The 22,991-nt window shown below is 51.4% G+C and carries 26 protein-coding genes, 2 tRNA genes and 1 other RNA gene; 11 read left to right on the top strand and 18 right to left on the bottom strand.

Annotated features, from left to right (window positions below):
- Nucleotides 1–481: 481 nt before the first annotated feature.
- The 11 genes from MSL71_RS05640 to MSL71_RS05595 all read right to left on the bottom strand — a co-directional run bounded on the left by MSL71_RS05640 (nucleotide 482) and on the right by MSL71_RS05595 (nucleotide 9,152).
- Nucleotides 482–582 (bottom strand) — tRNA-Arg (locus MSL71_RS05640).
- A 121-nt stretch (nucleotides 583–703) separates the two neighbouring features.
- Nucleotides 704–898: a helix-turn-helix domain-containing protein gene (locus MSL71_RS05635; RefSeq protein ID WP_180137700.1), complete on the bottom strand. Its 195-nt coding sequence runs from the start codon at nucleotides 896–898 to the stop codon at nucleotides 704–706.
- Nucleotides 899–902: 4 nt separating this feature from the next.
- Nucleotides 903–2,825, bottom strand: coding sequence for a terminase gpA endonuclease subunit (locus MSL71_RS05630; RefSeq protein ID WP_180137699.1), 1,923 nt, complete (start codon nucleotides 2,823–2,825; stop codon nucleotides 903–905).
- Nucleotides 2,822–3,376 (bottom strand): hypothetical protein, encoded by a 555-nt coding sequence (locus tag MSL71_RS05625; RefSeq protein ID WP_180137698.1) that lies wholly within the window; start codon nucleotides 3,374–3,376, stop codon nucleotides 2,822–2,824. The genes MSL71_RS05630 and MSL71_RS05625 overlap by 4 nt, the downstream gene beginning before the upstream one ends.
- 6 nt (nucleotides 3,377–3,382) lie before the next feature.
- Entirely contained in the window at nucleotides 3,383–3,805 is a 423-nt protein-coding gene (locus MSL71_RS05620; RefSeq protein WP_180137697.1) for an IS1 family transposase, read from the bottom strand.
- Nucleotides 3,806–4,231: 426 nt separating this feature from the next.
- Nucleotides 4,232–6,613, bottom strand: a complete 2,382-nt coding sequence (locus MSL71_RS05615; RefSeq protein ID WP_180137696.1) for a phage/plasmid primase, P4 family — start codon at nucleotides 6,611–6,613, stop codon at nucleotides 4,232–4,234.
- A gap of 160 nt (nucleotides 6,614–6,773) precedes the next feature.
- Nucleotides 6,774–7,247 carry a hypothetical protein gene (locus MSL71_RS05610; protein WP_180137695.1) on the bottom strand — a complete coding sequence of 158 codons (474 nt, stop codon included), beginning with the start codon at nucleotides 7,245–7,247 and terminating at the stop codon, nucleotides 6,774–6,776.
- 320 nt (nucleotides 7,248–7,567) lie between these two features.
- Nucleotides 7,568–7,765 carry a GDCCVxC domain-containing (seleno)protein gene (locus MSL71_RS26650; RefSeq protein WP_281374448.1) on the bottom strand — a complete coding sequence of 66 codons (198 nt, stop codon included), beginning with the start codon at nucleotides 7,763–7,765 and terminating at the stop codon, nucleotides 7,568–7,570.
- Nucleotides 7,766–7,942: 177 nt separating this feature from the next.
- Entirely contained in the window at nucleotides 7,943–8,332 is a 390-nt protein-coding gene (locus MSL71_RS05605) for a heavy-metal-associated domain-containing protein (protein ID WP_180137694.1), read from the bottom strand.
- A gap of 12 nt (nucleotides 8,333–8,344) precedes the next feature.
- Nucleotides 8,345–8,707, bottom strand: coding sequence for a mercuric transporter MerT family protein (locus tag MSL71_RS05600; protein WP_180137693.1), 363 nt, complete (start codon nucleotides 8,705–8,707; stop codon nucleotides 8,345–8,347).
- 28 nt (nucleotides 8,708–8,735) lie between these two features.
- Nucleotides 8,736–9,152 carry a MerR family transcriptional regulator gene (locus MSL71_RS05595; protein WP_180137692.1) on the bottom strand — a complete coding sequence of 139 codons (417 nt, stop codon included), beginning with the start codon at nucleotides 9,150–9,152 and terminating at the stop codon, nucleotides 8,736–8,738.
- Between the two features lie 188 nt (nucleotides 9,153–9,340).
- On the opposite strand from MSL71_RS05595, the gene MSL71_RS05590 reads away from it, so the two are divergent.
- The gene (locus MSL71_RS05590; protein WP_246317718.1) at nucleotides 9,341–9,550 is read left to right on the top strand and encodes a hypothetical protein; all 210 of its coding nucleotides are present in this window, start codon (nucleotides 9,341–9,343) and stop codon (nucleotides 9,548–9,550) included.
- A 70-nt stretch (nucleotides 9,551–9,620) separates the two neighbouring features.
- On the opposite strand, the gene MSL71_RS05585 is transcribed toward MSL71_RS05590, so the two are convergent.
- Both MSL71_RS05585 and MSL71_RS05580 read right to left on the bottom strand, forming a co-directional pair.
- Nucleotides 9,621–9,875 (bottom strand): SHOCT domain-containing protein, encoded by a 255-nt coding sequence (locus MSL71_RS05585; protein WP_180137691.1) that lies wholly within the window; start codon nucleotides 9,873–9,875, stop codon nucleotides 9,621–9,623.
- 82 nt (nucleotides 9,876–9,957) lie between these two features.
- Nucleotides 9,958–10,371 carry a Spy/CpxP family protein refolding chaperone gene (locus tag MSL71_RS05580; protein ID WP_180137690.1) on the bottom strand — a complete coding sequence of 138 codons (414 nt, stop codon included), beginning with the start codon at nucleotides 10,369–10,371 and terminating at the stop codon, nucleotides 9,958–9,960.
- A gap of 237 nt (nucleotides 10,372–10,608) precedes the next feature.
- Between MSL71_RS05580 and MSL71_RS05575 the strand changes: the two genes are divergently transcribed.
- Nucleotides 10,609–12,405, top strand: coding sequence for an ATP-binding protein (locus tag MSL71_RS05575; RefSeq protein WP_180137689.1), 1,797 nt, complete (start codon nucleotides 10,609–10,611; stop codon nucleotides 12,403–12,405).
- Nucleotides 12,402–13,790: a sigma-54-dependent transcriptional regulator gene (locus MSL71_RS05570; RefSeq protein WP_180137688.1), complete on the top strand. Its 1,389-nt coding sequence runs from the start codon at nucleotides 12,402–12,404 to the stop codon at nucleotides 13,788–13,790. The genes MSL71_RS05575 and MSL71_RS05570 overlap by 4 nt, the downstream gene beginning before the upstream one ends.
- A gap of 240 nt (nucleotides 13,791–14,030) precedes the next feature.
- Here the strand turns inward: MSL71_RS05570 and MSL71_RS05565 are convergent, their stop codons facing one another.
- From MSL71_RS05565 to MSL71_RS05555, 3 genes are all read right to left on the bottom strand, one after another.
- Nucleotides 14,031–14,495: a hypothetical protein gene (locus tag MSL71_RS05565; protein ID WP_180137687.1), complete on the bottom strand. Its 465-nt coding sequence runs from the start codon at nucleotides 14,493–14,495 to the stop codon at nucleotides 14,031–14,033.
- Nucleotides 14,496–14,658: 163 nt separating this feature from the next.
- Nucleotides 14,659–15,144, bottom strand: a complete 486-nt coding sequence (locus MSL71_RS05560) for a hypothetical protein (RefSeq protein WP_180137686.1) — start codon at nucleotides 15,142–15,144, stop codon at nucleotides 14,659–14,661.
- A 301-nt stretch (nucleotides 15,145–15,445) separates the two neighbouring features.
- Nucleotides 15,446–15,610, bottom strand: a complete 165-nt coding sequence (locus tag MSL71_RS05555; RefSeq protein WP_180137685.1) for a ribbon-helix-helix domain-containing protein — start codon at nucleotides 15,608–15,610, stop codon at nucleotides 15,446–15,448.
- Between the two features lie 435 nt (nucleotides 15,611–16,045).
- Here MSL71_RS05555 and MSL71_RS05550 point away from each other — a divergent pair.
- From MSL71_RS05550 to MSL71_RS05515, 8 genes are all read left to right on the top strand, one after another.
- Nucleotides 16,046–16,112, top strand: an RNA gene (locus MSL71_RS05550) — hammerhead ribozyme type II.
- Nucleotides 16,113–16,233: 121 nt separating this feature from the next.
- Nucleotides 16,234–16,503, top strand: a complete 270-nt coding sequence (locus tag MSL71_RS05545) for a hypothetical protein (RefSeq protein ID WP_180137684.1) — start codon at nucleotides 16,234–16,236, stop codon at nucleotides 16,501–16,503.
- Nucleotides 16,500–16,700: a hypothetical protein gene (locus tag MSL71_RS05540; protein WP_180137683.1), complete on the top strand. Its 201-nt coding sequence runs from the start codon at nucleotides 16,500–16,502 to the stop codon at nucleotides 16,698–16,700. Before MSL71_RS05545 ends, MSL71_RS05540 begins: the two co-directional genes overlap by 4 nt.
- A gap of 25 nt (nucleotides 16,701–16,725) precedes the next feature.
- The gene (locus MSL71_RS05535; protein ID WP_180137682.1) at nucleotides 16,726–17,427 is read left to right on the top strand and encodes a DUF5906 domain-containing protein; all 702 of its coding nucleotides are present in this window, start codon (nucleotides 16,726–16,728) and stop codon (nucleotides 17,425–17,427) included.
- A gap of 46 nt (nucleotides 17,428–17,473) precedes the next feature.
- Nucleotides 17,474–18,220 (top strand): ParA family protein, encoded by a 747-nt coding sequence (locus tag MSL71_RS05530; RefSeq protein WP_180137681.1) that lies wholly within the window; start codon nucleotides 17,474–17,476, stop codon nucleotides 18,218–18,220.
- Nucleotides 18,217–19,314, top strand: coding sequence for a ParB/RepB/Spo0J family partition protein (locus MSL71_RS05525; RefSeq protein ID WP_180137680.1), 1,098 nt, complete (start codon nucleotides 18,217–18,219; stop codon nucleotides 19,312–19,314). The genes MSL71_RS05530 and MSL71_RS05525 overlap by 4 nt, the downstream gene beginning before the upstream one ends.
- Nucleotides 19,315–19,328: 14 nt before the next feature.
- Nucleotides 19,329–19,505, top strand: a complete 177-nt coding sequence (locus MSL71_RS05520) for a DNA-binding protein (RefSeq protein ID WP_180137679.1) — start codon at nucleotides 19,329–19,331, stop codon at nucleotides 19,503–19,505.
- 144 nt (nucleotides 19,506–19,649) lie between these two features.
- Nucleotides 19,650–20,774 (top strand): tyrosine-type recombinase/integrase, encoded by a 1,125-nt coding sequence (locus MSL71_RS05515; RefSeq protein ID WP_246317717.1) that lies wholly within the window; start codon nucleotides 19,650–19,652, stop codon nucleotides 20,772–20,774.
- Between the two features lie 41 nt (nucleotides 20,775–20,815).
- On the opposite strand, the gene MSL71_RS05510 is transcribed toward MSL71_RS05515, so the two are convergent.
- Nucleotides 20,816–20,890 (bottom strand) — tRNA-Arg (locus MSL71_RS05510).
- Nucleotide 20,891: 1 nt separating this feature from the next.
- Nucleotides 20,892–22,637, bottom strand: coding sequence for a LysM peptidoglycan-binding domain-containing protein (locus MSL71_RS05505; protein WP_180137677.1), 1,746 nt, complete (start codon nucleotides 22,635–22,637; stop codon nucleotides 20,892–20,894).
- Nucleotides 22,638–22,991 lie beyond the last annotated feature (354 nt).

Genomic DNA, 22,991 nt, shown 5'->3' with positions numbered 1-22,991 from the left:
GTGGTCGGTGCACCATACGAACGGCAGCGGGAAGGGCAAAGGGCCGCGGCATGTTGACCTGCCCGGCGGAGGAGAGGGAAACGGGAGACAAGTGCCGGGTAAGGGGTGTCAAAAGCGCTAACATTGTTAATATATCACGGGGAAGGCCGGGCGGCAATGCGAAGGCGGTGGAACGTCAGGGTTAACGCATTTGGATTTTTGCCTCCGGAGGCCCTGTCGAAGGTCAACCTTTTGAACCGTTTGACAACCAGGTTTTGTTTTTTGAGGATGCGTCCCTACAGGGGATAGCCCCTGCGGGGCTGGAGATAAGCGTCTTGATTACCGGAACGTTTTTGCGGAGCTTTATTCAAAAAGCGACCCGCCGGAGGCAACAGAATTTTTACATGCGCTGATCCTGGGGTGGGACGTGGTGAGGCCTCAACGCAAAAAGGGTTGGGACAATCGTCCCAACCCTTTGAAACATGCGTATATTTTTATAGGATGGTACCCCCAGCAAGAATTGAACTTGCGCACATGGATTAGGAATCGAATTAAGGCGGATTCCAAAAACGGCGCATTTTGAAAGCCTTGAATGACGGGGCTTTCGAGTTTCATTTTTGGTGGCGCGTGATCGGGTGCCACTTTATTTTTACGTGACGGGCACAATTTGGGCACAACATTCCGTGTTTACAGATTTGCGATAAATGTCTACGCGTAGACATCTCTAAATTCCCACTCCAGCCTCCTCCTTTCGTCTCGCAATAAACTCCACCACACTCTTCTCAATCACCCGCAGACCCCGCCGGTTCCCCGTATAATACCCCTCTATCTCACCCGCCTCCAAAAGCCTGTAGGCATGTGCCCGTGAGCAAGAGATCATTTCTGCCGCTTTTATTACATTTATTGTCCGTTCAATCATTGCATTACCTCTTGTTGTACCAGCTGGGCCGGTTTCGATTTCCTGTGATTCTTTGTCGGACGTCCTGGGGTTCTGTCTTCGGCGCCGGTTTGGGCTTGGGGGCGGCTTTTTTCTTCTCTTCGACCTTTGCTAAAAACTGGATGCTTGGCGTCCAAGACGAGTCGGCACAGGCGGCCGCGTAGACCTCGCAGTCCAGGAGGTGGTTGGCCCGGCCCCCGATCTGTTCCCAATGAAACTTCTTGCCCTTTTGATCCCAGCGTTTCTCTTCGGCCAGGAACTGCTTGGCGTAGTCCGGGCCGGTTTCGGAGTGAAGATAGAACCTTTGGTTTTGTTCTTTGCGGCCTGTTTCCGGGTCGGCTTCTTTACGCTGCAATCGGGAATGCAACAAGCTTTTCAGTCTCTGTGTGTGCAGGAGGCGAAGCTCCAGGCCGCCGGGAATGGGCTTTCGGCTTTTAGGCATCCTGTCCATGATTTTTACCTGCACCGTGTCAAACGGTTCTTTGGAAGCCCCCTTGATTCCGAAGATAACGCCCCGGCTGTTATCCCTCAGCCATTCATAGGCCTCTTGGGTTCGGGACCAGTCGTCATCGGCATTGATCCCTCCGCCGGTGTCCAGGGCGGCCCGAAAGATCCCTTTGGTCTCCGTGGTGCCCTGGACGGGATACCGGGTGTTGAAGACAAGGTTTTCCACATCATCCCAATCGGAGAGGGTCCCGTACTGGATGAGCCAGCTTGTGAGGCCCTCGTCCCAAGCCCTGACCACAAAATAGAAGTTGCTCTTCTGCATGTCGATACCACAGGTAAGGGCGATGGCCTCTTTGGGCACGATGCCCGGAGGGATATCGGTTTTGTGGGCGAGAAGCTCGGACTCACTGGTTGTGGCCATGATCGGTCTGTGCGATACGGCCTTGTGCTGGGTGTCAAAGGCAACCATCTGCTTAGGGTCGTCAAGCCCCTCCAGGAACGCCTCCGCCACATCGGAGAGACTCACAAAGGGCGAGTACCAGGACGGAAGGTGATATCCTACAAAAATAGGCCGGTCCACTTCCTTTTCCGGGACCCATCTGCCCTCCTGAACGGCTCGGTTTCGGTCCATGTCATCCCATTCGATGGGGCAATGGGTGCAAGTGTACCGGGCTGACTTCTTCCTGACGACAGTTCGTGGATCCGCCTGGGAGCCTTTGGGCCAGTGGATACTTCCGAACTCCATTTTTTGGTAGGTGCCGCAAAAAGGGCAGAGGGCTTCATAGTGGTACCAGAGGTCCACTCCCTTTTCCATGATCCTGGAGAAAGCACCCCCGTGCTTCGCAGGGGTGGAAAAGTAGAGAATCTTCTTTGTGTAGGGGTAGGCGTTGGTTCTTACCTCCCCCAGGCTGAAGGGATCCGCCTCTTTCCCTGAAAACTCAGGGTACTTGCCCGGCTCGTCAAAGAAGAGGTACCGGACAGACTCGGATGCCATAACGGCAGGTGAAGTAGCCCAGGCCATCATAAGATCCATGCCATTGGTGAAGTTGATGGCGTATGTCGAAACGTCATCGGCTTTCTTACTCAACAGGCTGGCGGTACGCGGGGAGCCTTTGAAGGCCGGAATGATCTGCCGTCTGCTGATCCTCTTCAGAACTTTTTCGTCCGGCATCACATACATCGCTGGATCCGGGTCCTGGTCCGCCGCATAACACATGCAGTTGATTGCCACCTGGGTCTTTCCTGTCTGCGGGGCAAAGCAGAGAAGGATCTTCTGCACCCAGGGTTTGTTCCAGGCATCCATGGGCTCCACCAGATACGGTGTAAGGTCATTGGTCCAGAGCCCTTGCGCCGGGCCCTTGGCCACCCACCGGTGTTTTTCTGCCCACTGGGAAACAGTAACCTTCTCTTTTGGCTTGAACACACTTCGCTCGGCCTCTGTAAAGACTACATGCTCTATCATTCTGTCTCCTCCTCGGGCTCTGTCAGGGGTGCCGTTTTGACCTGCCACTTCTTGGGCTGTGAGTACCGCCCGATAAAAATCTCCAGTTTCTCCAACCAAAAATTAATGAGGTCAGGCCCCAGCTCGGCATTGCCATCGACCAGTCGGATCATCTTTCCGGACTGGGTCCTGACGAAGGTCTCCAGGTCTTTTTTGAAGATGGAGGCGCGCGCGGCCAGCTCCCGGTTAAACAGTTCCCGGTCGATATATTGCCCGGATTCCACCAGGGTCTTGATGCTCCAGTGCTCTGCCTGGGCTTTCACTTTTTTGGTTTCAGCCTGGAGCTTCTCCTTTTGAAGCTCTTCCATGCCTTCATTCATTTTGGATCCGTCCAAGGGCTTCAGGTGCATGGCCGCATACCGGTCGACATCCTTCACCAGGAATGACCCATTTTTCTGTACCGGGATCCGGCCTTCGTCCCGGTGCTTGTACACCGTGGACTGACTGACTTTGTACCCGGCCTCCTTCAGGTAGGCCGTGATGGCCTTGGGGTTTGGAAGTGTGTCTGTCATAAGTCTCTATTTCATCCCTTCAATTTTCCTGCGCCAGTTCCTCACCGTGGCCGGGTCGCATCCGATCCGCCTGGCCGTCTCCTGCGCCTTACAGCCCTGACCAAAAGAAACGAAGAGCAGGAAGAGGGCGCGATGGTCCATGTGACTTCCGGAGAGAAAGGTCCCGGTGAGGCTGGTGAACTTTTTCCCGCAGGCCGGGCAGGACAATCTTTTTCCGTTCCAAAACCTGAAGAGCCTTTGTTCGTCCTGGATGGAAGATCCACACCCGGGACAACGGGCTTCGCCCTTGTGGATCCGGTTCAGGATCCAGCCCCGGCAGCACTCCAGGTCCAGGAACTCCGATCCGAAGGCATCGGCGGCCTCGGCGGGGGTGAAGATCTCTCTGCCGTTGGCTGTGTTGCATTGGTCTGTATTTTCTCGATGTTCCATTGTTCCAGCTCGTTTTAAAATTTAAGTGCGAAGAACTATCGCGCTCATTAGTCCCCGCATGGGGCAAAGCCTGAGAAGGACCCAAGCCGTTTGGGCCTCTCCGGCCCGTTTCCCTCGCCGGTCAACCCGGTCACCCCCGGTCAGGCGGGGCGGTCAGGGGTTAAGCGCCTGAATTCTATTGTTTGGTCAGGGTGGTCAGCCCTTTTTTTTAGAAATCAAAAACTTTTTTAAGGGGGCTCTTAACGCATGCACACGCAATAGGTGGCGTTTAGGGTTGACCGGGCTGACCACCCCACCTATCAACCCAACTTTATTAGCGATATCCGGTCAGGGGTCTTGCGCTTAGGGCTGACCACCCCCTGACCAACCCCTGACCATTTTCTCGGGGAATCGGCGTCCCTTACGGACTCAAGGGGGCGGGGGACATCAGGAGATAATCTTCAGGCTGATGTTTTTGACGCATTGCACCCTTTTCTGCCCCTCACGGGCCCGATACTGAGCTAAGCAATCAATGGCCAGGTACAACTCCCGAAAGAAGTTGTCGTAGCTCATGGGGGCGAAATTACGGCCCCTGGCCCACTCGTTGTAATCCCTGAACAGGACATCCTTTGCGGTGTATCCTGCCGACTTACCCACATCGCACCGGTCCTCGGCATAGCTCAGGATCGGGTTGTTGCTGAACTTGTATTCCATGAGGAGATCATCGGTTTCCTTGCTGTGGGAAAAGCCCCCCTGCTTGCGCAGACAATGGAGGCCCTCAAGGGACCATGCGAAGATTTCGGAGAGTTCCTCCAGGAGCTTCTCTTCAAGCTGTGTGTCTGCGTCTTTACCCATAAATTGTCGCTTAAACTGGATGGGCAGGACGCGCCTGAAGAAGCCGTCCGAGTTGTCCAGGACGCGTGGCTTCTTGTTGGCCGCGAAGATCAGCTTGCAATAGGGCGTAAAGTCAAAGGCGTCCTGGTGCTTGAAGGCCGCCGTGATGGGATCCCCGGTGACAATGGCCTTGAAGAACGGACTGTCAAGGGCCTTGGCCCCCACCTCCGTGCTGATGTTTAAAAGCTTGTTGTAGAGGCTGGACCGGAGGAATTGGTCTTCAAGGTCAGCAAAGCCGATGGAAGAGCAGTTCTGGATCCCTACCATGTACCGAAGAATCTTGATCACCAGGGACTTGCCGTCCGCTCCCGGCCCGAAGAGAAAAAGGGCTTTCCCATACCGGGTGTCTCGGGTCAGGCAGTACCCGAAGAACTCTTGGAGCTGGTCGATAACTGCCGGGTTCTGGATCGTCTCCTCCAGGAACTGGAACCACCGCTCCGGCTGTGCTTTGGTGTGGGCGTCGTAGTCGATAGGCAGGCAACAGGTGCTGTAAAAGCACATGTGGTGAGGCCGGGTTTTGAGGGTCTCCAAGTTGAGCATGCTGGTTTCAAGGCACACCCAGTCATCCTGGTCATTCACCGCCCTGCCGTGGGGGATGGTGCTCAGCACTCGCGCCTGAAGCGCCGCGTCGCTTACCCGGTTGGCCTTGGACTCCTCACCGAGGAGTTTGATACAGCGCTTTTTGACGTGGTCCTCTTTGAAGACCACCCAGTGGGTCTTGTTCCATTTGTACAGAAGGCCCGTCTCCGGGTCGTTCAGAAGGGAAAGGTCCTGGAGGATCCGCTCGGCCAGGAGTCGAGGCTTGAAGGAGAGTCGGTCCCCAACGCCATAGGAGAAGAACTCTCGCGCGCAGGAGATCTCTCCAGGGTCCTTCATGACGTAGGGTTCGGCTTGGTCGATGAGGTTTTGCAGGTCGTCTGGGTTCTGGCCGTGCTTGGCAAAAAAGTCGGTGAGGTCCTCGCCGTGCTTTTCCGGCCACTGGCCGTCGTCGCGACGCCCCATAAAGCCGGGCCAGTTGATGAGCTTCAGGCTTCGGCACACCGTGTAAAGGTTCTGGCAGGCCACCTCGCCGTATTCCATACCCGGCTGGTCGCAGTCTCGGGCCATGATGATGTCCCGGTCCATCAACTGATTCAGGTGCTTCTTGGACCACTTCTTTGGCTTGGTGGTGAGGCCGATGGGATTAAAACCCATGGAGAGGGCGCATACCACGTCGGTGATTCCCTCCACATAAAGGACCGGCCCATCATGAAGCGGGGCGGGGGGAAACAGCCGTGTCGAGCCAAAACCCTTGCCCCAGGAAACCATCTTGTATTCTGAAGCTCCGGGCTTGTAGAGGATGATGTTGACCAGTTCCCCGGCTTCATAGATGGGGAAGGCGATTTTCCGCCAGTCCGGGTTTTTGATGAAAACCAACGCCCCTGTTTTGCTGTCCTGTCTGTGGGTCTGCATCCGAAGGTCAAGGGCCTCAATGGCTTCCCGGGTCCACATGCGGGTCTGGGCCAGGTGTGCAACCCAGGTGTCAGGCAGGGGTGGAAACTTGGCCCAGGCTTCCCGCATGGCGGTGTAATCAAGGGCGTCTGATTCGGGCTCTGCCTTTGTCTTTGGCTTGGGTTGGGCAGGCGTCGAGATTCCCACAGGGGCCTTGCGGTCGGTCTCGATGCCGTACTCCTGTAGAAAAGATTTAAACCCATCCTTGGCATCCAGGCCCCGGCACTGGCAGTAAAGCTTCACCAGGTCGCCGCTTGCCTGACACCCAAGGCAATTGTAAACGTCCTTTTTCACGTTGTAACTGAAGGATGGATGACTCTCCAGATGGATTGGGCAAAGGCCCCGAAGCTCAGCCTCCGTAGAGGCATTTTTATCCACACAAAACAACGATTTTGCGATATCGGCCCGTTGGCCTTCCGTCAATTTGTCCAGCGCAATTCCCATTCGATTAACCCTTTCTAACAACACACCTTTTTTTCTTGTGTGGCGAAAAAACGTGTGTTAATTATTGAGTACATTTCGTTCTACTTTAAGGGCCTTGATAGTTGCACCTGTCGGGCCCTTTTCTTTTGCCTTTTCACCAGGGGAAGCACAGCTTCCCGCCTCACGCGACCTTTTCCTTACTGACCCGTCCCAAAATGAGCGCCTCCAGCTCGTCCAGTTCCCGTCGGCACTCCTGGAAACTTGCAAGGAGCTCAAGCTGGGCGTTTTTGGTGGGCTTTCCGTTGGTCATCAGCTCCTGGGCCTTCTCCCGCAACACGGAGATGGCCGCCACCACGTCAAAGGACTCCTTGTCCCAGTTGTCCGTGGGGGAGAAGACCTCCTCGCTGGGGATGAGGGTCATGCCTTGGGGTTCGAGGTATTTTTTGAGGAAGGGGTCTTCGGTCACCGCAACAACACCCTTCAGAAAGCGAAGGTTCATCTTGATGCGGCCAGTCAGGTAGTCATAGACGGTGGGCTCAGAAAGGCCTGTCAGGTCAGAAATTCGTTTCACCACCTCGGGCTTTGTGCAGCGATGCTTGACCGCTATGTTTGCCTCGTTGGTGATCTCATCACGTTCAGTGCTCGTTAATACCATTGCCGGTATCTCCCATGAAAACAGTCCGTAAGCCTGATAGGGCAAGGTTACGGAAATTTTTTTGAAAAAAGTGGATTTTTTCTGAGAGATCAGGCTGAAAGAAAGGAATGGAAACAAAAATAGCCCATGCCTTTCGGCTATGAGCTGATGGAAGGACCGCCGGGCCTTGTCTCCGGCCTGTGCGGGGTGTTGCTGTGTGAGTGATTTACTTCAATAGTAAAGGAAGGGAGTTCTGTCAACAACAAGTTGCTTGGAGATCATCGAGGTCACAATAGCTCCTCCCGGCGTATGTGTGTCATGGCAACCTCCAAGCGTTGAGTTTAAGGGGTAAGTTGAATCGGTGGACAGGGGATATCTCCGTAAGAACAGAAAACGCAGCAATCCCCCGGTAATGGTTTGAGTATTTCTTGGCAGCCGCTGCACTGGTGAAAGTATTGACAGGCGTCGGTCGGCATTGCCAAGGTTTCCTGCTTGCCGCACCTGGGGCAGGTCAATATTGATTCAGTCTGAACATTCATGATTTCTCCAGCTCTTTTCTGGTTGCATCCACAACACGGCGGACGTCAAGCAGGCATCATCTTCCTTCTGGATGTTTTATCGCACATTGACAGGCGCCCTCACGTTTGGCGGCAAGAATCTTTTCCAGAATTGTAGACTTCCCATTATTTTTACGGACATCTTGTCGGATCTCCCCTTCACTGTGATTGAAACAATAACAAATTTTTCGATCCATTCTTGGTGTCTTCCCTTTGAGGATAATTCTCTACAGCATGCAGGTCGGTACCGAATTTTCCAGTGTCATTGACGGCTTGTGCCATTTGTTCGGGAGTGACCTGTTGCGGATTGTAAATGACAACAGCAGTTTTCTTTTCGAAGCTGACTCTGACTTGGTGAATACCATCGAGACGCTTGAGGACGGTTTTGACAGCTAAACTACAGGCGGCACAGGTCATTCCTGTGATGGGTAGTTCAATTGATTGATTTTGGCCTGCCCAGGCGCTCCCTACAGGCATGGTAAACGTAAGCAGAATGAAGCACATCATGAGCAGTGCTGGTAGATTGAGAGTTCGCCGAATACCTCTCATCTTCCTTCTCCTTTAGTCCATGAACAGCAACATCAGTTGCGGGAAGAACAATATGCCCAATACGAAAAGAGCAGCCCCCCAGAAAATGATCTTGCGACGTTTTACGTTACTTGTCTGACACGCCCCCTCATGACAATCCGCCTTGCGGGGCGTGCGATAGGTGCGATAGCCAGCCACAGCCAAAAAAAACAGGGTCAGAGTCAAAAAGATTGGCCGATAAGGTTCGAGGGCGACCAATGCGCCAGCACTGCTGATTCCCAGAAATACCATTGTCAAGGGGCCGATACAGCAAGCGGAGGCAAAGAACCCTGTGACAAGTGCTCCCCCTAAACCGATTCTGCCCACATTGGAGCTTTTTCCTTTTTCTGCAGCCATTTGCATCTCTCCAACGATTCTATCTTTTTTAACCGGTATCAGGGTCTTCTCCGACAATCGACTCAATTATCGGGCAGCCCTGCGGTTGGTTCTGCGTTCCGCATGCAACAACCAGGCGGCTAAGTTCCTCCTTTATTTTTGCAAGGGCCTCAATTTTTCTGTCAATATCGGAAACCTTTGCTTCGGCCCGTCGCTTGACCTCGCTACAACTCTGCATCGGATCGAGCGCTAAATCGAGCAGCTCACCAATCTCCTTGAGCGAAAAACCAAGCTCTTTGGCGCGCCTAATAAAGCGTACCCGCATAACCACATCTTGTGGGTAATGACGAAATCCACCGACAGGTCTTTGCGGCTGCTCTATCAGCCCCTGACGTTCGTAAAAACGTATCGTTTCAACGCCGACTCCTGCGCTTTTTGCCAAGGCTCCAATCGTTAAATCAGTCATGCTTACCCTCATCTCTTACCTGTCAAGATAGCTTCCGTACCTATGTACGGAGTCAATATAAATTTTATCATATATGCACTTTACGGAATAGGAGGCGTTTATTCGGGAGGTGTGGCTGAACGGGGCTTACGAGTCACTTATTCTGCCAACTATCGAGCAAAGGGTGTTCCGGGAAATTCAACCTGCGGGTGCCGCTGGAGCTGCACGCCGAGATCGCCACCAGGACGGCGGCTGAAGGGAAGGGTATTAATCAATGCATTGCGGATATGTTGGGTGAAATGGTTCGATATGGCTTCATTTTGCGGTTTGCCTATGTTCCCGAAATACGTTTCGGGAACATATTGTCTTGCGAGCTGTTTATGACGATTTTTCAAGGGTTGTGCCTAAAAATGACATAACCATTTTGCCCGGGTGGACAAAATGGTTATGGAGGAGGGCAATGGGCGGTGAGTCGAAGTCCTCTTGGGCTCAGACCGAAAGGGTTTGTTTCATTTTCTGGTATTCCTGTTCCGTTATTTCACCCTTGGCGAATCTGTTTTTTAAGATCATTAGAGAGTCCAATGTGTCTAAATTTTCGTTCTTCTTGTGATGAGGTGCCTTTGCAATTTTTAATACCAATGCTGCAATGATGATAACGATAAGCGCTGTAAGGCCAAACCCAAAAATTCCACCGCCAAAAAGCCAATGTCCGAGACCTGCTCCGTTATAAGTACAACCCCACATTCGTTCCTCCAGAATTAATCTTTAATTGCCAATGCCGAAGAGAGAACGCTTCCCTTCTCCGGCATCTTTTTTACTTTACGGTTTACCAGCATCCGGCAAAGGTATGGTTATGACTGTTAATACCGCAATTCCATCCCTGGTTGTATCCCCAGCTCCCCATTCCGCGTGCAATATTGTGCTGCTGAGCTTTGGCCCTCAGTTCACTTTCAGATTGGCTGATTTTCTCAGACAAAGCCCTCGCTTTCTTGGGGTCAGGGTTTGTACCTGCCATCAATGCATTCAATTCCGCTCTGTTCGCTGAGATTGATGACCTGAGTGTCTGGGTATCATTCATAAAGGAAGTATACGCCCCATTGGTGTCTCCGGACTGGTTGTAATATCCATTTCCATGCATGCCACCGCCATAGCCGTGACCACCACATCCCCAGGCATATGCGCTGGCTGCAAAAAATCCGATGAGCAAGGTTGCTGCGACTGCTGTAATAACTTTTTTCATGATTGATTCCCTTTTGTATGTGTTAATAAAACGCTTTCGTTGTCTGGCATTAATAGGTTGCAACGGGTATGCCAATTGCCGTGGGAATATATAAGCCCCTGCATTGAAAGTGTTTTTTTGGGGCGTGATGTTTTTTTTAATATTCTTTCCATTGTAAAAGCGCATTCAGTGATTAAAATTTAATCGGTGGTTTTAGAATCGTGCGATTAAAATTTAATCGGTCAACTGGAAACTATTATGCTTAATCAAAATACAAGCCCTTTAAACAGTTCAGTCTCGCCTTGGATGATCATAGGAATCAGTGTCGTTTTAGTCGGCGTGGTCGTTATTCAAGCTGTGACGAATTACAATCGTGAAGAAAAATATATGGGGCAGATCCTTGCAGAAAAAGGTTCTGCGTTGATTCGGTCCTTTGAGGCGGGCAGCAGGACAGGAATGATGGGACGGATGGGGAATGAAGCTCACTTGCAAACCTTATTAGAGGAGACTGCAGCCCAGGGAGATATATCATATATATTTATTGTTGATCACACAGGTGAAATACTCGCACACAACCAGAAACAGAAAATAGGCACCCAATTTAAAGACCTCCTTTCAAAAAACAATACGCTACCACCAGACCAGCCTCAGTGGCGGATAGTCAAAGGCAGCGGGCAAAAGGATTATTTTGAGGTCTATAAGACCTTCTTACCTGTGTTGAACCGCCAAGGCATGGGGCAAGGAAAAAAGATGATGGGCCAGATGGGTAATTCCATGTGGTGTTCGCCGGGATGGATCAAAGGATTGTCCCAAGACCGCCTGTTAGACCCCGAAAACCGGCCAACGATATTTATCGGAATGGATGTCGGACCTTTTGAAGATGCCAGAAAGGAAGATCTGCGCAACAGCGGAATAACGATTACGGTAATACTATTTCTCGGGCTGGGTGGGGTGGTTTCTTTGTTTTGGGCTCAAAACCATGCTCGTTCCCATAGCCTCCTTCAGGACACAAGGGCATTTGCATCTGAATTGGTGACAAGTCTGCCCATGGGCATTCTCGCAGTAAATGGAACATCAAATATCGTTTATGTCAATGAAGTGGCAGCCAGGCTTATAAACAGAGCTATTAATCAAGCGAAAGGCAAAAAAGCAACGGATCTACTGCCGCCCTCCCTGGTAGAACTGTTTGATGTGGTGAAAAATGGCAATCCTGTTTTAGAAAAAGAATTAATACTTGAAACTAAAACAAACAAAGCCGCACCGGTTGCCGTAACCATAACGGAGATTATTGGGGAGCAGAGGAATTTCATTGGACATGTTTTCATCTTAAAAGATTTAAGCGATATCCGAGCCTTGGAGCTTGAAATCCAGCAGAAAGATAAACTTGCGGCTGTGGGCACCCTTGCAGCAGGGGTCGCCCATGAAGTCAGAAATCCTTTGAGTTCGATAAGGGGATACGCCACATATTTTGGCAGCTTGTTCGATTCTGACAGCGATAACAAAAAAGCTGCACGTATCATGGCCGAAGAGGTTGATCGGGTTAACAGGGTAATCTCTGAGCTGCTTGAGTTCGCACGCCCAATGAAATTGGAATTGAAGGAAGCAGCGATATATAAGCTGGTTGATAAGGCTCTGAGATTGATAAAGTGTGAAGCGGATTTGGCTAAAGTAAAGATAATCAGCTCCATAGAAGCTGATATCCCCAATGTTGCGATTGATAAAGACCGCTTTACCCAGGTTCTGCTCAATATTTTTATAAACGGTATCCAGGCTATGGAATCCGGGGGAAGTCTGACTGTTAAAGTTTTTACCTTGGAAGACAGATTGAGGTTTGAAATTTCTGACACTGGCGATGGTATATCTGCCGCAGACCAAGCCAATATATTCAACCCATATTTTACAACCAAAAAGAAAGGCACAGGCCTTGGACTTGCTATCGCTTTTAAGATTATAGAAAGCCATGGCGGGGCGATCAGTATTGAAAGCTCAAAGGGCAAAGGGACCACGTTTATGATCTCAATACCGTTAGAGCAAAACAACAGGGAATTGATATGAAAGGCAAAATACTTATCGTCGATGATGACACAGCACATCTTTCAATGCTTGAAACACTTTTGAAGAGCCTTTTTCAGTCCACTGAATGTGTAACAGACGGAGAAGATGCAATCCGTGAGGCACGGGAGAACCCTTATGACCTCATTCTTATGGATGTCAGAATGGCCAATGTGAGCGGCATGGAAGCGCTCCGAGAAATAAAGGCCTTCAACCCTTCCATACCAATCATTATCATGACAGCATACTCTTCTGTCGATAAGGCGGTGGAGGCCATGCGGATGGGGGCAGATGATTACTTGACCAAACCCCTGAATTTTGAAGAGTTGAAGTTGTCCGTAGAACGGGTGACAAGGCATTTAGAATTGTCTTTGGAAAACACCCAGCTCAAGGAGCAGTTGCTGTCTGAGAGCAATTTTTCCGGAATTATCGGCTCAAGCCCTGCCATGCAGGCAGTTATTAATACCGCAAAGATTGCGGCTCCTACAGGTGCCACAATTCTGATCACAGGGGAAAGCGGCACAGGGAAAGAACTATTTGCAAAAGCCCTTCACAATAACAGTAACCGAAAGCAAAACCGCTTAGTCTCAGTGAACTGCGCTGCCATAAATGAGACTTTGCTGGAATCTGAATTGTTTGGCCATGAAAAGGGGGCTTTTACAGGGGCAGACAAGAGAAGAGACGGGCTCTTTTTGGCAGCTGACAAGGGTACGATTTTTCTTGATGAAATAGGAGAGATCCCTTTGTCAATGCAGGTAAAACTGCTTAGAGCCATTCAGGAAAGGGAAATCCAGAAAGTTGGGGGTGATAAAACCATTAAAATTGATGTGCGTATTATTGTTGCCACAAACAGGTGTCTGGAAGAAGAGGTTAAAAAAGGCCGTTTTAGAGAAGACCTGTTTTACCGGCTCAATGTGATCAATATAACAGTACCTCCGTTACGGGATAGAGCGGATGATGTACCCCTGCTTGCCCAAAGGTTTTTAAACAAATACACGAATGAAAACAACAAGATGATCAAGGGGTTCACCCCTATGGCAATGGATGCCCTTACTAATTATGACTGGCCGGGTAATGTCCGTGAACTTGAAAATGTCATTGAAAGAGCAATTATTCTGTGTTTGGGCCAGTACATCTCTGAAAAAGACCTGCCATTAAATGTCCTTAAGGATTATGAACCAGAAAATTCTGTTGAATCTCAGCTTTCCGGCGGGGGAAAAACCCTTGATGAAATTGAAAGCATTGCCCTCATTGAAACATTGAAGCAGACAAAAGGGAATAAAACTGAAGCTGCAAAGATTTTAAATATTACAAGAACAACATTGAATAACAAACTTAAACGGCACCATTTAGACCTTGAAAAGATACTTCCAAAAGAAGTGGATTAGAAGGCTTATGAATTACAGTATATATAAAACTGCACATTACTAATGTGTACAATATAAAATTTGAATGGCAAGGTCTTCTGAAAAAATGACTTGTAACTTCAGAATTCAGTATCACCCATATATTATATGGTCTCGAAAAACGGTCGTTTGATATCGTTCGTTATTACTTGTTTCCACTTTTAAATTTGTCTTTAACGTAAGTAAGCCAACTTGAATAATAGTCTGAGCAAAAACATAAGGCTACTTTTTAGTCCATCCCATCATCATCATACCCATGACGGCCATGTCACTCACCTTCTGGTTGGTATAGACCTTCTTGTTCTGTTCTGCGTCGGGGTTCTTTTCAGTAGCTTTGTCCAAAAACACAACCAGTTCTTTTGCAAAAGGCTTGATATCATCAACGGATTGAATTTTATTGTGCACAGTTGGGTTAAATCGCTTCCCATTCCAAAGTGTTGCAATAAAGTCAGCTGATGTTGCCAGCTTGTCGGCATAGTCGGCATCTTGCCAGGAGAGTGCGCTTGCTTGGTGTAAACTCCCACCGCTGTACCACGCTTTCTGGGTCGGTGTGCTGGTTGGGTTCTGTGGTGCTTCATCGTCCATAAAGAATCCGATGGCCGTAAACAACAACACGGCCACAATAAAAAATGGCAGACACCCCTTCTTTCCCTTCGTTGTTTTCACATCATTTTCCTGGTCACTCATAAAGCACCTCATCAAGCAAAGACTATAAAAACAAAACAGCCGGGCCACATCCGCAGCCCGGTAACTCATACACTAAATAATCACGCGTTCCTTGCGTGAGAACAATGTCCCCTCTTGGGGTAAAAAAAATGCACCTTCGCTTCGGTGCGAGTGGGCAATGGGATCAAACGGCCGTTTTTTTTTCAGGCTTTGACGGCTTGTCTTTGGTCTCCGTCTCCTGTCTTGCTTCTTTCAACTCTCCACGCAGGTAGCGGATCTCTTCGCGCAACTCCGAGAGCTCTTCCTTGTAATGCTGGAGGAGCTCTCTCAATTCTTCGACTTCCATTTTTTTACCAACCTTCACTTCTTTACTGGATACTTCTTTTGTCAGGTTGGCGTCGCTGCTTTTTTTAAGGCTGCCTGGGTCTTCTCCAGCTAAAAGACTTTCTCCTAAAGCAAGAAAGTCATCGTATGTGTAGCCGCAGGCTTTGACAATGGCATTTTGCTTATCAAAGGATGCTCTTTTATTGCCATTCAGAACCTCACTTAAATAGCCCCCTGAAATGCCTGATTCAAGGGCCAATACGCTTTTTTTTCTATGCCAATCTTTTTCAACGACATGTTGAAGCGCACGCATAAATCTATTGTATGTGGGGTCATTCCTTATCATAAGGCCAATCTTTAGCTAATAGCGAAAAATAAACAACAGAAGTTTTCTTGCTGACAGGAAAGTTTTTCTTGACGATACAGTAAAACTTCTCTAAAAGCATAATTATGAAACGAGGAACTCAAACAAACATTGTGAATAAGACGAAATTGAGCGCGGGTTTTGTCAGTGAAATATTTTCTGGCAAAAAACGGCCTTCCTGGAAAAAGGCAAAGGTATTGGCTGAAGTGACTGGCACTGAGCCAGTTCTTTGGCTTGAGGGGACGCCCGAAGAGATCAAGACAGCCATAAAAAAAGCAGCGGCTCAACCTGACCCACTGCCTTGATACTGCTTGATGGATTTTTTGAGAAAATAGATCACCTGCCGGGAGAGGGTGCGTTCCTGCTCATCAGCGATCTTTTTGAGCTGCTCCTTTAGGTCCCGGGTACATCTGATGTGAATGTCGGTGCTCTTTTCCATTTTATCCATGGCACTCCCTTAGCAGGGAACCGGCGGCGGTGCAATGCAATAGGCCGGAATCAAAAAGAAACGTGGCGCCTGGGTTCCCCATGGAACCCCCCTTGTGACACACCATGGTCCTATTCGCTACACGAGGCCCTTGGCCGCGCCCACTTCGCGGTAGGGCCTTATCCCGAAATTTCATGCGGTATCACAGTAAGCCAGGAATCGGCCAGGAACTACATAAATCAAAGGGCAGGAATTATGGATAATACCGGAATCGATAAGTGGAATCAGATGCACCCAGTCAAAACCCCCGTCTCCGTAGGTCGGAAAACTGCCACCGTGACTCGATCCGGAGCCTTTGTCTCCGGAAAAGGCAAAAGCATGGTGTGGCTGGAGGGTTTTGCCTTTCCGGTGGAGCTGACGAAGGTAAGGGCTCTCTAAGCTGACATAGAGGGAAGAAGTCGAAACTCCCTTGATAGGGAGTCTGACCGGGACTGGCCGCCCGGCACTGATGAGACAGGCTGAACAATTGAGCTGATGGAAGGCTGCTGTGTGAGACGCTGGCCAAAATCATCCACCTGACAACCAGGCAGACCAAAAGGGCGTTTCATCGCCACAGGTGAAGTGCGCCCAAAATCAGGAGAGCCATGAAGCGAGGAAAATCAGGCATCACAGCCTCAGAAAAACAAAAAACGTCGGCAACCCAGCTCGGAAACCTCAACCCCATCTTTGTGAAGGGAGATCCGGTCCATTACCACTCCGTCATCGGAGGCCCCCATGATGACAAGATCTACGTCATTCGGGGCATCGGATGCCTGCCGGGGAATCGTGAGGTGGCGTGGCTGGAGGGGAAGGCGGGGTGTGTGGATCTTGAGGCGTTGAGCCATGTGGAACAGACGAAAGGGGGGACTAAATGAAGATGCGTCAGGAAGAGATCCCGAAAGAGTTCACCAGCCGCGACAAGCCCATCGTTGAAACCGTGGGCGACCTACTCGAATACCTGAAAATGCTGCCCCGTGACATGCCCGTTGAAACCGGCCTTTCCGATGGCGTGATGCTGGCCGTGTACAACGTCACTACAAATCCGGTTCTTGAAATTGAAGAGATCAATTAACCGCACCGCAAAGGAGACTCTCGAAATGAGGAACTCAGAATTTAAAGAAATCATGGGGATAATGGACGAGATAGAGGAAACTATGACCCGTGCAATGGTAGTGCCGGAAGAGTACCTGGTTGCAGGAGGGGTAGTCACACAACCTGGTTGCCCCACCTGGCTCAACTTTTTAAATGAGGTCACAGGCGGCAATGTGGAGGCCATCACCCAGTTGCAGGAGTTTGCAGGCACTTGCCTTGTGCCGGAAAAAGTCTGGGGAAAGGCACTTGTGTTGCATGGAACGGGCGTCGGCAAAACCACGTTTATACGTATCCTGCTCGAACTGGTCGGGGAAGAGAATACATCTTCTGTTTCGATGGAAGACTTGGGGGACCATTTCGTTCGGGCTGAACTGAATAGCAAGTGGTTGAATATATCGAATCTTAAACCGGCTGATCTTGAGAGTCCGTACTTTAAATGTGTCGTCACGGGTGATCCCATGACGGCGAGTTTGAAATATGAAGATCCATTCGATTTTTGCCCTACCTGCAAGCTGGTATTTCAGGCCAACACCCCTCAATGCGAGAACCGAAGATGTATCAGTGTAGCCTTCTCGTTTCATCCTTCCGTTGTAAACCCCAACCTGGTTCATGAGCTGGAGAATGAAATTTATGAGATCAGGCATTGGGCTGTCCAGGGGCTGGGGAGGCTCAACAACCAGGGGCACTTTACAGAAAAAACGCTGTAGGTCTAACCATTTGAACTCTCTTTGTTTGATTATAAGGACACATCTCATGAACACTATCTGCATCGCAAACCAAAAAGGCGGCGTCGGCAAAACCACCACCGCCATCAACATAGCCGCTGGGCTCGCCAAGGCGGGAAAGCGGGTTCTCCTCATTGACCTGGACCCCCAGGGCAACCTCACCCAGGCCTCCGGAGTGTTTGCATCCGGGTGTGCCTATCGCATCGAACACGTCCTGCACAGGGAGGTGGCCATTACCGATGCCATCGTCAAGGATGTCCTGGATAGTGAAGGGCGCGTGGACCTTGTTCCGGCGGATGAAACCTTGAAGAGGGCAGAAGACCTCCTGGTTCCAGAGCTCTTTTCAGAGACCCGCCTCGCCAAGGCATTGGAGGGGCTTTCCTATGATCATGTGGTCCTGGACTGTTCGCCTTCCCTTGGGCTCCTGACGGTCAACGCCCTGGTGGCGGCAACCCATGTTCTGATTCCCTGCGACTATGGTAGTTTCTCCATCGGAGGGATTGCCAACATCGTCGAGAAGATCAAGGAGATCGGCTTATCATCTAAGGTCGTACGGCTTTTTGTCACCATGTATCGAAGCAGCACCACCCGCACCAATGAATGGGCCGAAGACCAGTTGGCCCATTACAAGGAGATCACTCTGGAGACTAAGATCCGGAGGAGCGAGCCCCTGTTGCAAGCGTCCATCGAACGGGAAAGCATTTTTAAATATGCCCCCGGAGCCATCGGGGCCGATGACTACACCCGCCTTACAGAGGAGTTCCTGGCCTTATGAAGAAACTTGGATCAGGCAAAAGCGTGAAGCTGGCGGATGTGTTTTCGGAAGATGCAGGTGCAGTGCACCAGGTTAAACCAGAGCAGGGCACCTTTCTGAACGTGCCGGTGGATGAATTGAAGCCGAACCCCTATCAGCCCAGGCTTTTTTTTAAACAGGAGGAGCTCGATGCTCTGGCGGCATCCATCAAAAAACAGGGTGTCCTTCTCCCTCTGTGTATCTTTATCGATGACGGGATCTATTACATAGGGGATGGAGAGAGGCGGTGGCGGGCATCCAGGATTGCCGGGAAAAAGACGGTGCCGTGCTACGTCACCACCGGTCAGCCTGCGGAGGTGGCCCTGATCGGTAATATGCTCCGTTCGGACCTGAAGCCAATTGAAGAGGCAGAGGCCTATGCCCGGATGCAGGAAAAGTTCAGTTACACCCAAGCCAAGTTGGCACGGGTTGTGGGGAAGTCCAGGAACAATATTACGGAAACCCTGAGTCTGAATCGACTTCCGGAGGCGATTAAAAAGGAGTGTCTACGCGTAGACATTGCCAAGCGGAAGCTGATCCAGGTAGCCCGGAAAGAGACTCCAGAAGAGATGGAGGCGGCGTTCAATCGTTGTCTTGGAAAGGGCATAAAGCCTGCAAGAAAAAAAACGCCAAAACCATCTAACCCGTCTAAGCCGCCCCAGGCGGGTCGTATAAGCGCGCAAGTGTGGAAGATTGCAGAAGAGGTTAGAAAGATGGGACAGGCAAGCTTTACGCCGGGAGACTCTGCCCCGTTAGCTGTCGCCCTGAAGGGTTTGCTCACTGAGCTTGAGCGGATTCCGGCTATAGACATGAGCAAGTTTCATGAGGCCCAACCGTCGATTCCTGATGATGAAAAGATGCAAGACCCAGAAGAGGGCTTGCATCTCAGCGGAACGTGCCGGGGGAAGTTGCTTGATGCCGGGTTCCGGCTCTTCCGGGTATCGGAGCACGAAAAGGTGATCAAAGAGCTTTCACCCACGGGCAGCTGGAAGCATGTCAGCAGGCACACCACGAAAAAAGCCATGAAGGAAGTCCTGGATGAGATCCTTCAGGACCCCATGAGCGTAAAAGACTAAGAGGAGATAGCACGATGTCCGGACGACTCATGACCTACAAACAGATTGTTGACGAGTTTGGTGCTTCCATCTGGTTCTGGCGGACAAAGAAGTGGCAGGGAAAGCTCAAGAACTGCGGGTTCGGGAACAAGCATATGTTCGACCGGCAGGACATCGAGAAGCTGATCCAGGAGATGAAGCAGCAGGGATGATTTTTTTTGAACTCCATTTTAGTTTGTGTGTGACGGTATTCCGTGGCTTAATTTTGTCGGATCACAGCCTGTTGTGCCCGTCACACACAATGTGGAGGTTGATCTGATATGGGATCATTATATCTCAGAGGAAAGACGTGGTGGATGAAGTACCACGTAAACGGAGAGCCCATCCGAAAGAGCACGGGCAAAAAGAAGAAGATGGAGGCCCGGGAGGTGATGAAAATGGCCGAGGCCGGGATCGCGCCGACGGCACAAGCGCCTTCTGGAGATGCGGTGACCTTTGAACGGCTCAGCGGGCTTCTGGTCCGGGATTACCGGATCAACGGGAAAAAATCCCTGGTGCGTGCCCAGATTAGCGTGAACCGCCTGGCCGAGTTTTTCCAGGGGAAAAGGGCAGGGGAGATCACCACGGCCCTCATCGATGAATACATCGAGGAGCGCATGCAGTGGAGCTGCTTGGATTGCAAGAGGGTGTGGTTCCATGGGGACCGTTGCCCGTTTTGCGGAAGTGAGCGTGTTTCCAAAGGCGCGGCCAACGCCACTATCAACCGGGAACTGTCTGCATTGAAGCGTATGATGCGCATCGGAGCAGAGCACACGCCTCCCCTGGTGGAGCGTGTGCCGGCAATCAACATGCTGAAGGAGAACAACACCCGGAAGGGCTTCTTCGAGCATGATGAATTTGAACGCCTCCGGAAGCACCTGCCGCCTCACCTGAAGCCCATTGTCACCATGGGGTACAAGACGGGGTGGCGCATGACGGAGATCCTCACCTTGCCCTGGACCCAGGTGGATCGGCACAACGGGTGCGCCCGAGTAGAGGCGGACATCACTAAGGGGGACGAAGCGAGAACGATCTATTTTGATTCGGAGCTGAAGGCCCTTATTGATGAGTTGTGGGACAAGCGGAAGCAGCGGCGAAGCTTTTGTCCCTATGTGTTCGTAAACCGAAAGGGGACGGACCGGAATTACCGCTTTGACCGGGCCTGGGCCACGGCCTGTCGTAAGGCGGGGGTGGACCGGATCTTCCACGACCTGAGGCGGACGGCTGTCCGGAACATGGTGAGGGCAGGGGTGCCGGAGGGCATTGCCATGAAGATCTCGGGGCACAAGACCCGCTCGGTCTTCGAGCGGTACAACATTGTCAATGATGAGGATCTGAAGAGGGCTGCAAAGCAGCAGGAGGCTTACCTGGAGACACAGGGTGGGCACGCTTTGGGCACAAGCTTGGGCACACTCCCCAAGCCCCAAAGCAAAAGGGGCTAACGCTCGCGACGTTAGCCCCCTAAACTTACATGCTTTTTTTGTGGTACCCCCAGCAAGAATTGAACTTGCGCACATGGATTAGGAATCCAATGCTCTATCCACTGAGCTATGGGGGCACTAATCTATATAGAGACGTTGACCAGGATAAATGGTGCTTCCTGAGGTCAGGTTATTCAGGTCAAGCAATCTCGCGACTGAGATATTATGTTTTGTGGCAATTGTAAAGGGATTATCGCCGCGTTTGACATAATAGACGGATTTTTTTGCTCGGCGGGCCTTGGGCGACGCCGGGCTGGGCAGTTTGATGACCTGGCCCACGGTGAGGGTGTTGCTGGAGAGACGGTTGGTCTCCTTGAGTGCCGTGGGGGTTGTGCCGTATTTTCTGGCAATGAGCCAGAGGGACTCTCCCTTGCGCACCACATGCCGGGTGGGGCGCTTGGCGTTGGGGATGGCGGTGTTGGCGTAATACCCCTTGGTGGTGTAGCCCCGCTGGGGGATCTTGATCTTCTTCCCGGCCACGATGACGTGGCGGTTGGAGAGGCCGTTGGCCCTGGAGATGGCTTTCACCGAGGTGCCGTAGCGCTTGGCTAGGGTGGAGAGGGTGTCCCCTGGGCGAACCTTGTGGTAGACGAAGGCGCGCTGGGGCGGCAGGGAGACCCTCAGGGAGCTCATGGCGGTGAGGGTGGCCTTGCTCTTGCCTACGGGAACCCGGAGGCTGTAGCTCTCCTTGGGAAGGATGCCGTAGCGCAGCTCGGGGTTGAGGCGCTTGAGGGTGGCGTAGGGGGCGCCGATGGCCTTGGCCACATCCGCGAGTTTTACCTGCTTTTTGACGGTGACGGTGTCGAACGTGGGCGGTGTGTTCGGCGTAACGGTATGGAAGCCGTACTTTTCAAGGTTGTTGACGATGTGGATGGTGGCGATGAACTTGGGCACGTAGCGGGCCGTTTCAGAAGGAAGCCGCGAGTAGAGGTCCCAGAAGTTGTCCAGGTAGTTGAGGTTCTGGCGGCGGATGATCTTCAGCACCCGGCCTTCACCGCAGTTGTAGGCCGCAAGAACTGTGGACCAGTCCCCGAAGAGCTTGTGGAGCCTGTCGAGGTAGGCGATGGCAGCGTCCGTGGATTTTTCGGGGTCCAGGCGCTCGTCCACGAAGGTGGTGCGCTTGAGGCCGTACATGTACCCCGTGGACGGGACAAACTGCCAGAGGCCCAGGGCCCGGGCAGAGGAGAGGGCCTTGACCTTGAACCCGCTCTCCACCAGGGGCAGCCAGGAGAGCTCCACGGGCAGGCCTGCCTCCTGGAGCTTTTTGACCATCATGGGTCGGTATTGCCCGGACCGCTTCAGGGATTCGGCGAAGAAGCGGCGGTCCTTTTTGGTGAAGATGTCGATCTCACGCTGCACCTGCTGGTTGATGGTGATGGGAATGGCGTTGCGCGTAAAGGAGGTGGTGGTGGTCCGGGAGGTGTAGATCTCCAGGATCCGCCGTGAGATGGTGAACCGGAGGTCCTCTTTCTGCTGGAGGAGCAGGGGATCGTTGCCCGTGTCGACCTTGAGGATCAGGCCGTAGGCCTCGTCAAGGCTGGAGAGGGCACCGTCCATGTCGCCCTTTTCCCAAAAGGACTGGGCCGCCTTGCAGTACTCGATGGCATGGTCGAAGAGCGGGAGCTCCTCCTGGGCTTCTTCAGGCAATTCCAGGGAGATATTGCGCCGGTTGGTGGCGAAGTTGAAGTCCGTGGGTTCCGGCGCTGTTTTTTCCAGGCCTATATAAGGATAACGTGGCGCCTTGGTGTTGAGGGGGGCCGTCGGCGTCGTGCATGCGGTGGTGAGCAGCACGAAGGCGCATGTAATAAGGGAGGTCTTTTTCATAGGGTATTGGCTCTTATATGGCTGTAAGTTGTTGTTATCTGAATACAGGGGAATTACAGGCTTGGGCATGTGGTGTCAAGTGATTTGGAAGGGGAGGACGGTGGGGACCTCCGGGCAGCCAGAGAAAAAAGGAGACGGCAGCGGGAAAAAAAGAGAGACAAATTTAAGGGGATAAAAAACCAATTGTATGGTAATATCCGACAATTAGGTCCAAGGATGTCCTGTGGGTATGCTGGTTTTTTGCAAAATCGCATTTGCGGGAGAAATACGGAGCTTTTAGGCGATATATTGGCTTTTGGGGCTGATAATTCCATCTAATCACCTATAATCGGCATTGATAAATTATGGCCTCAT

It is taken from the genome of Desulfoluna butyratoxydans (genome assembly GCF_900699765.1).
GTDB classification, from domain to species: Bacteria; Desulfobacterota; Desulfobacteria; order Desulfobacterales; family Desulfolunaceae; genus Desulfoluna; species Desulfoluna butyratoxydans.
The sequence above is the reverse complement of the archived record's forward strand: the minus strand, read 5'-3'. Positions and strand labels throughout refer to the sequence as shown.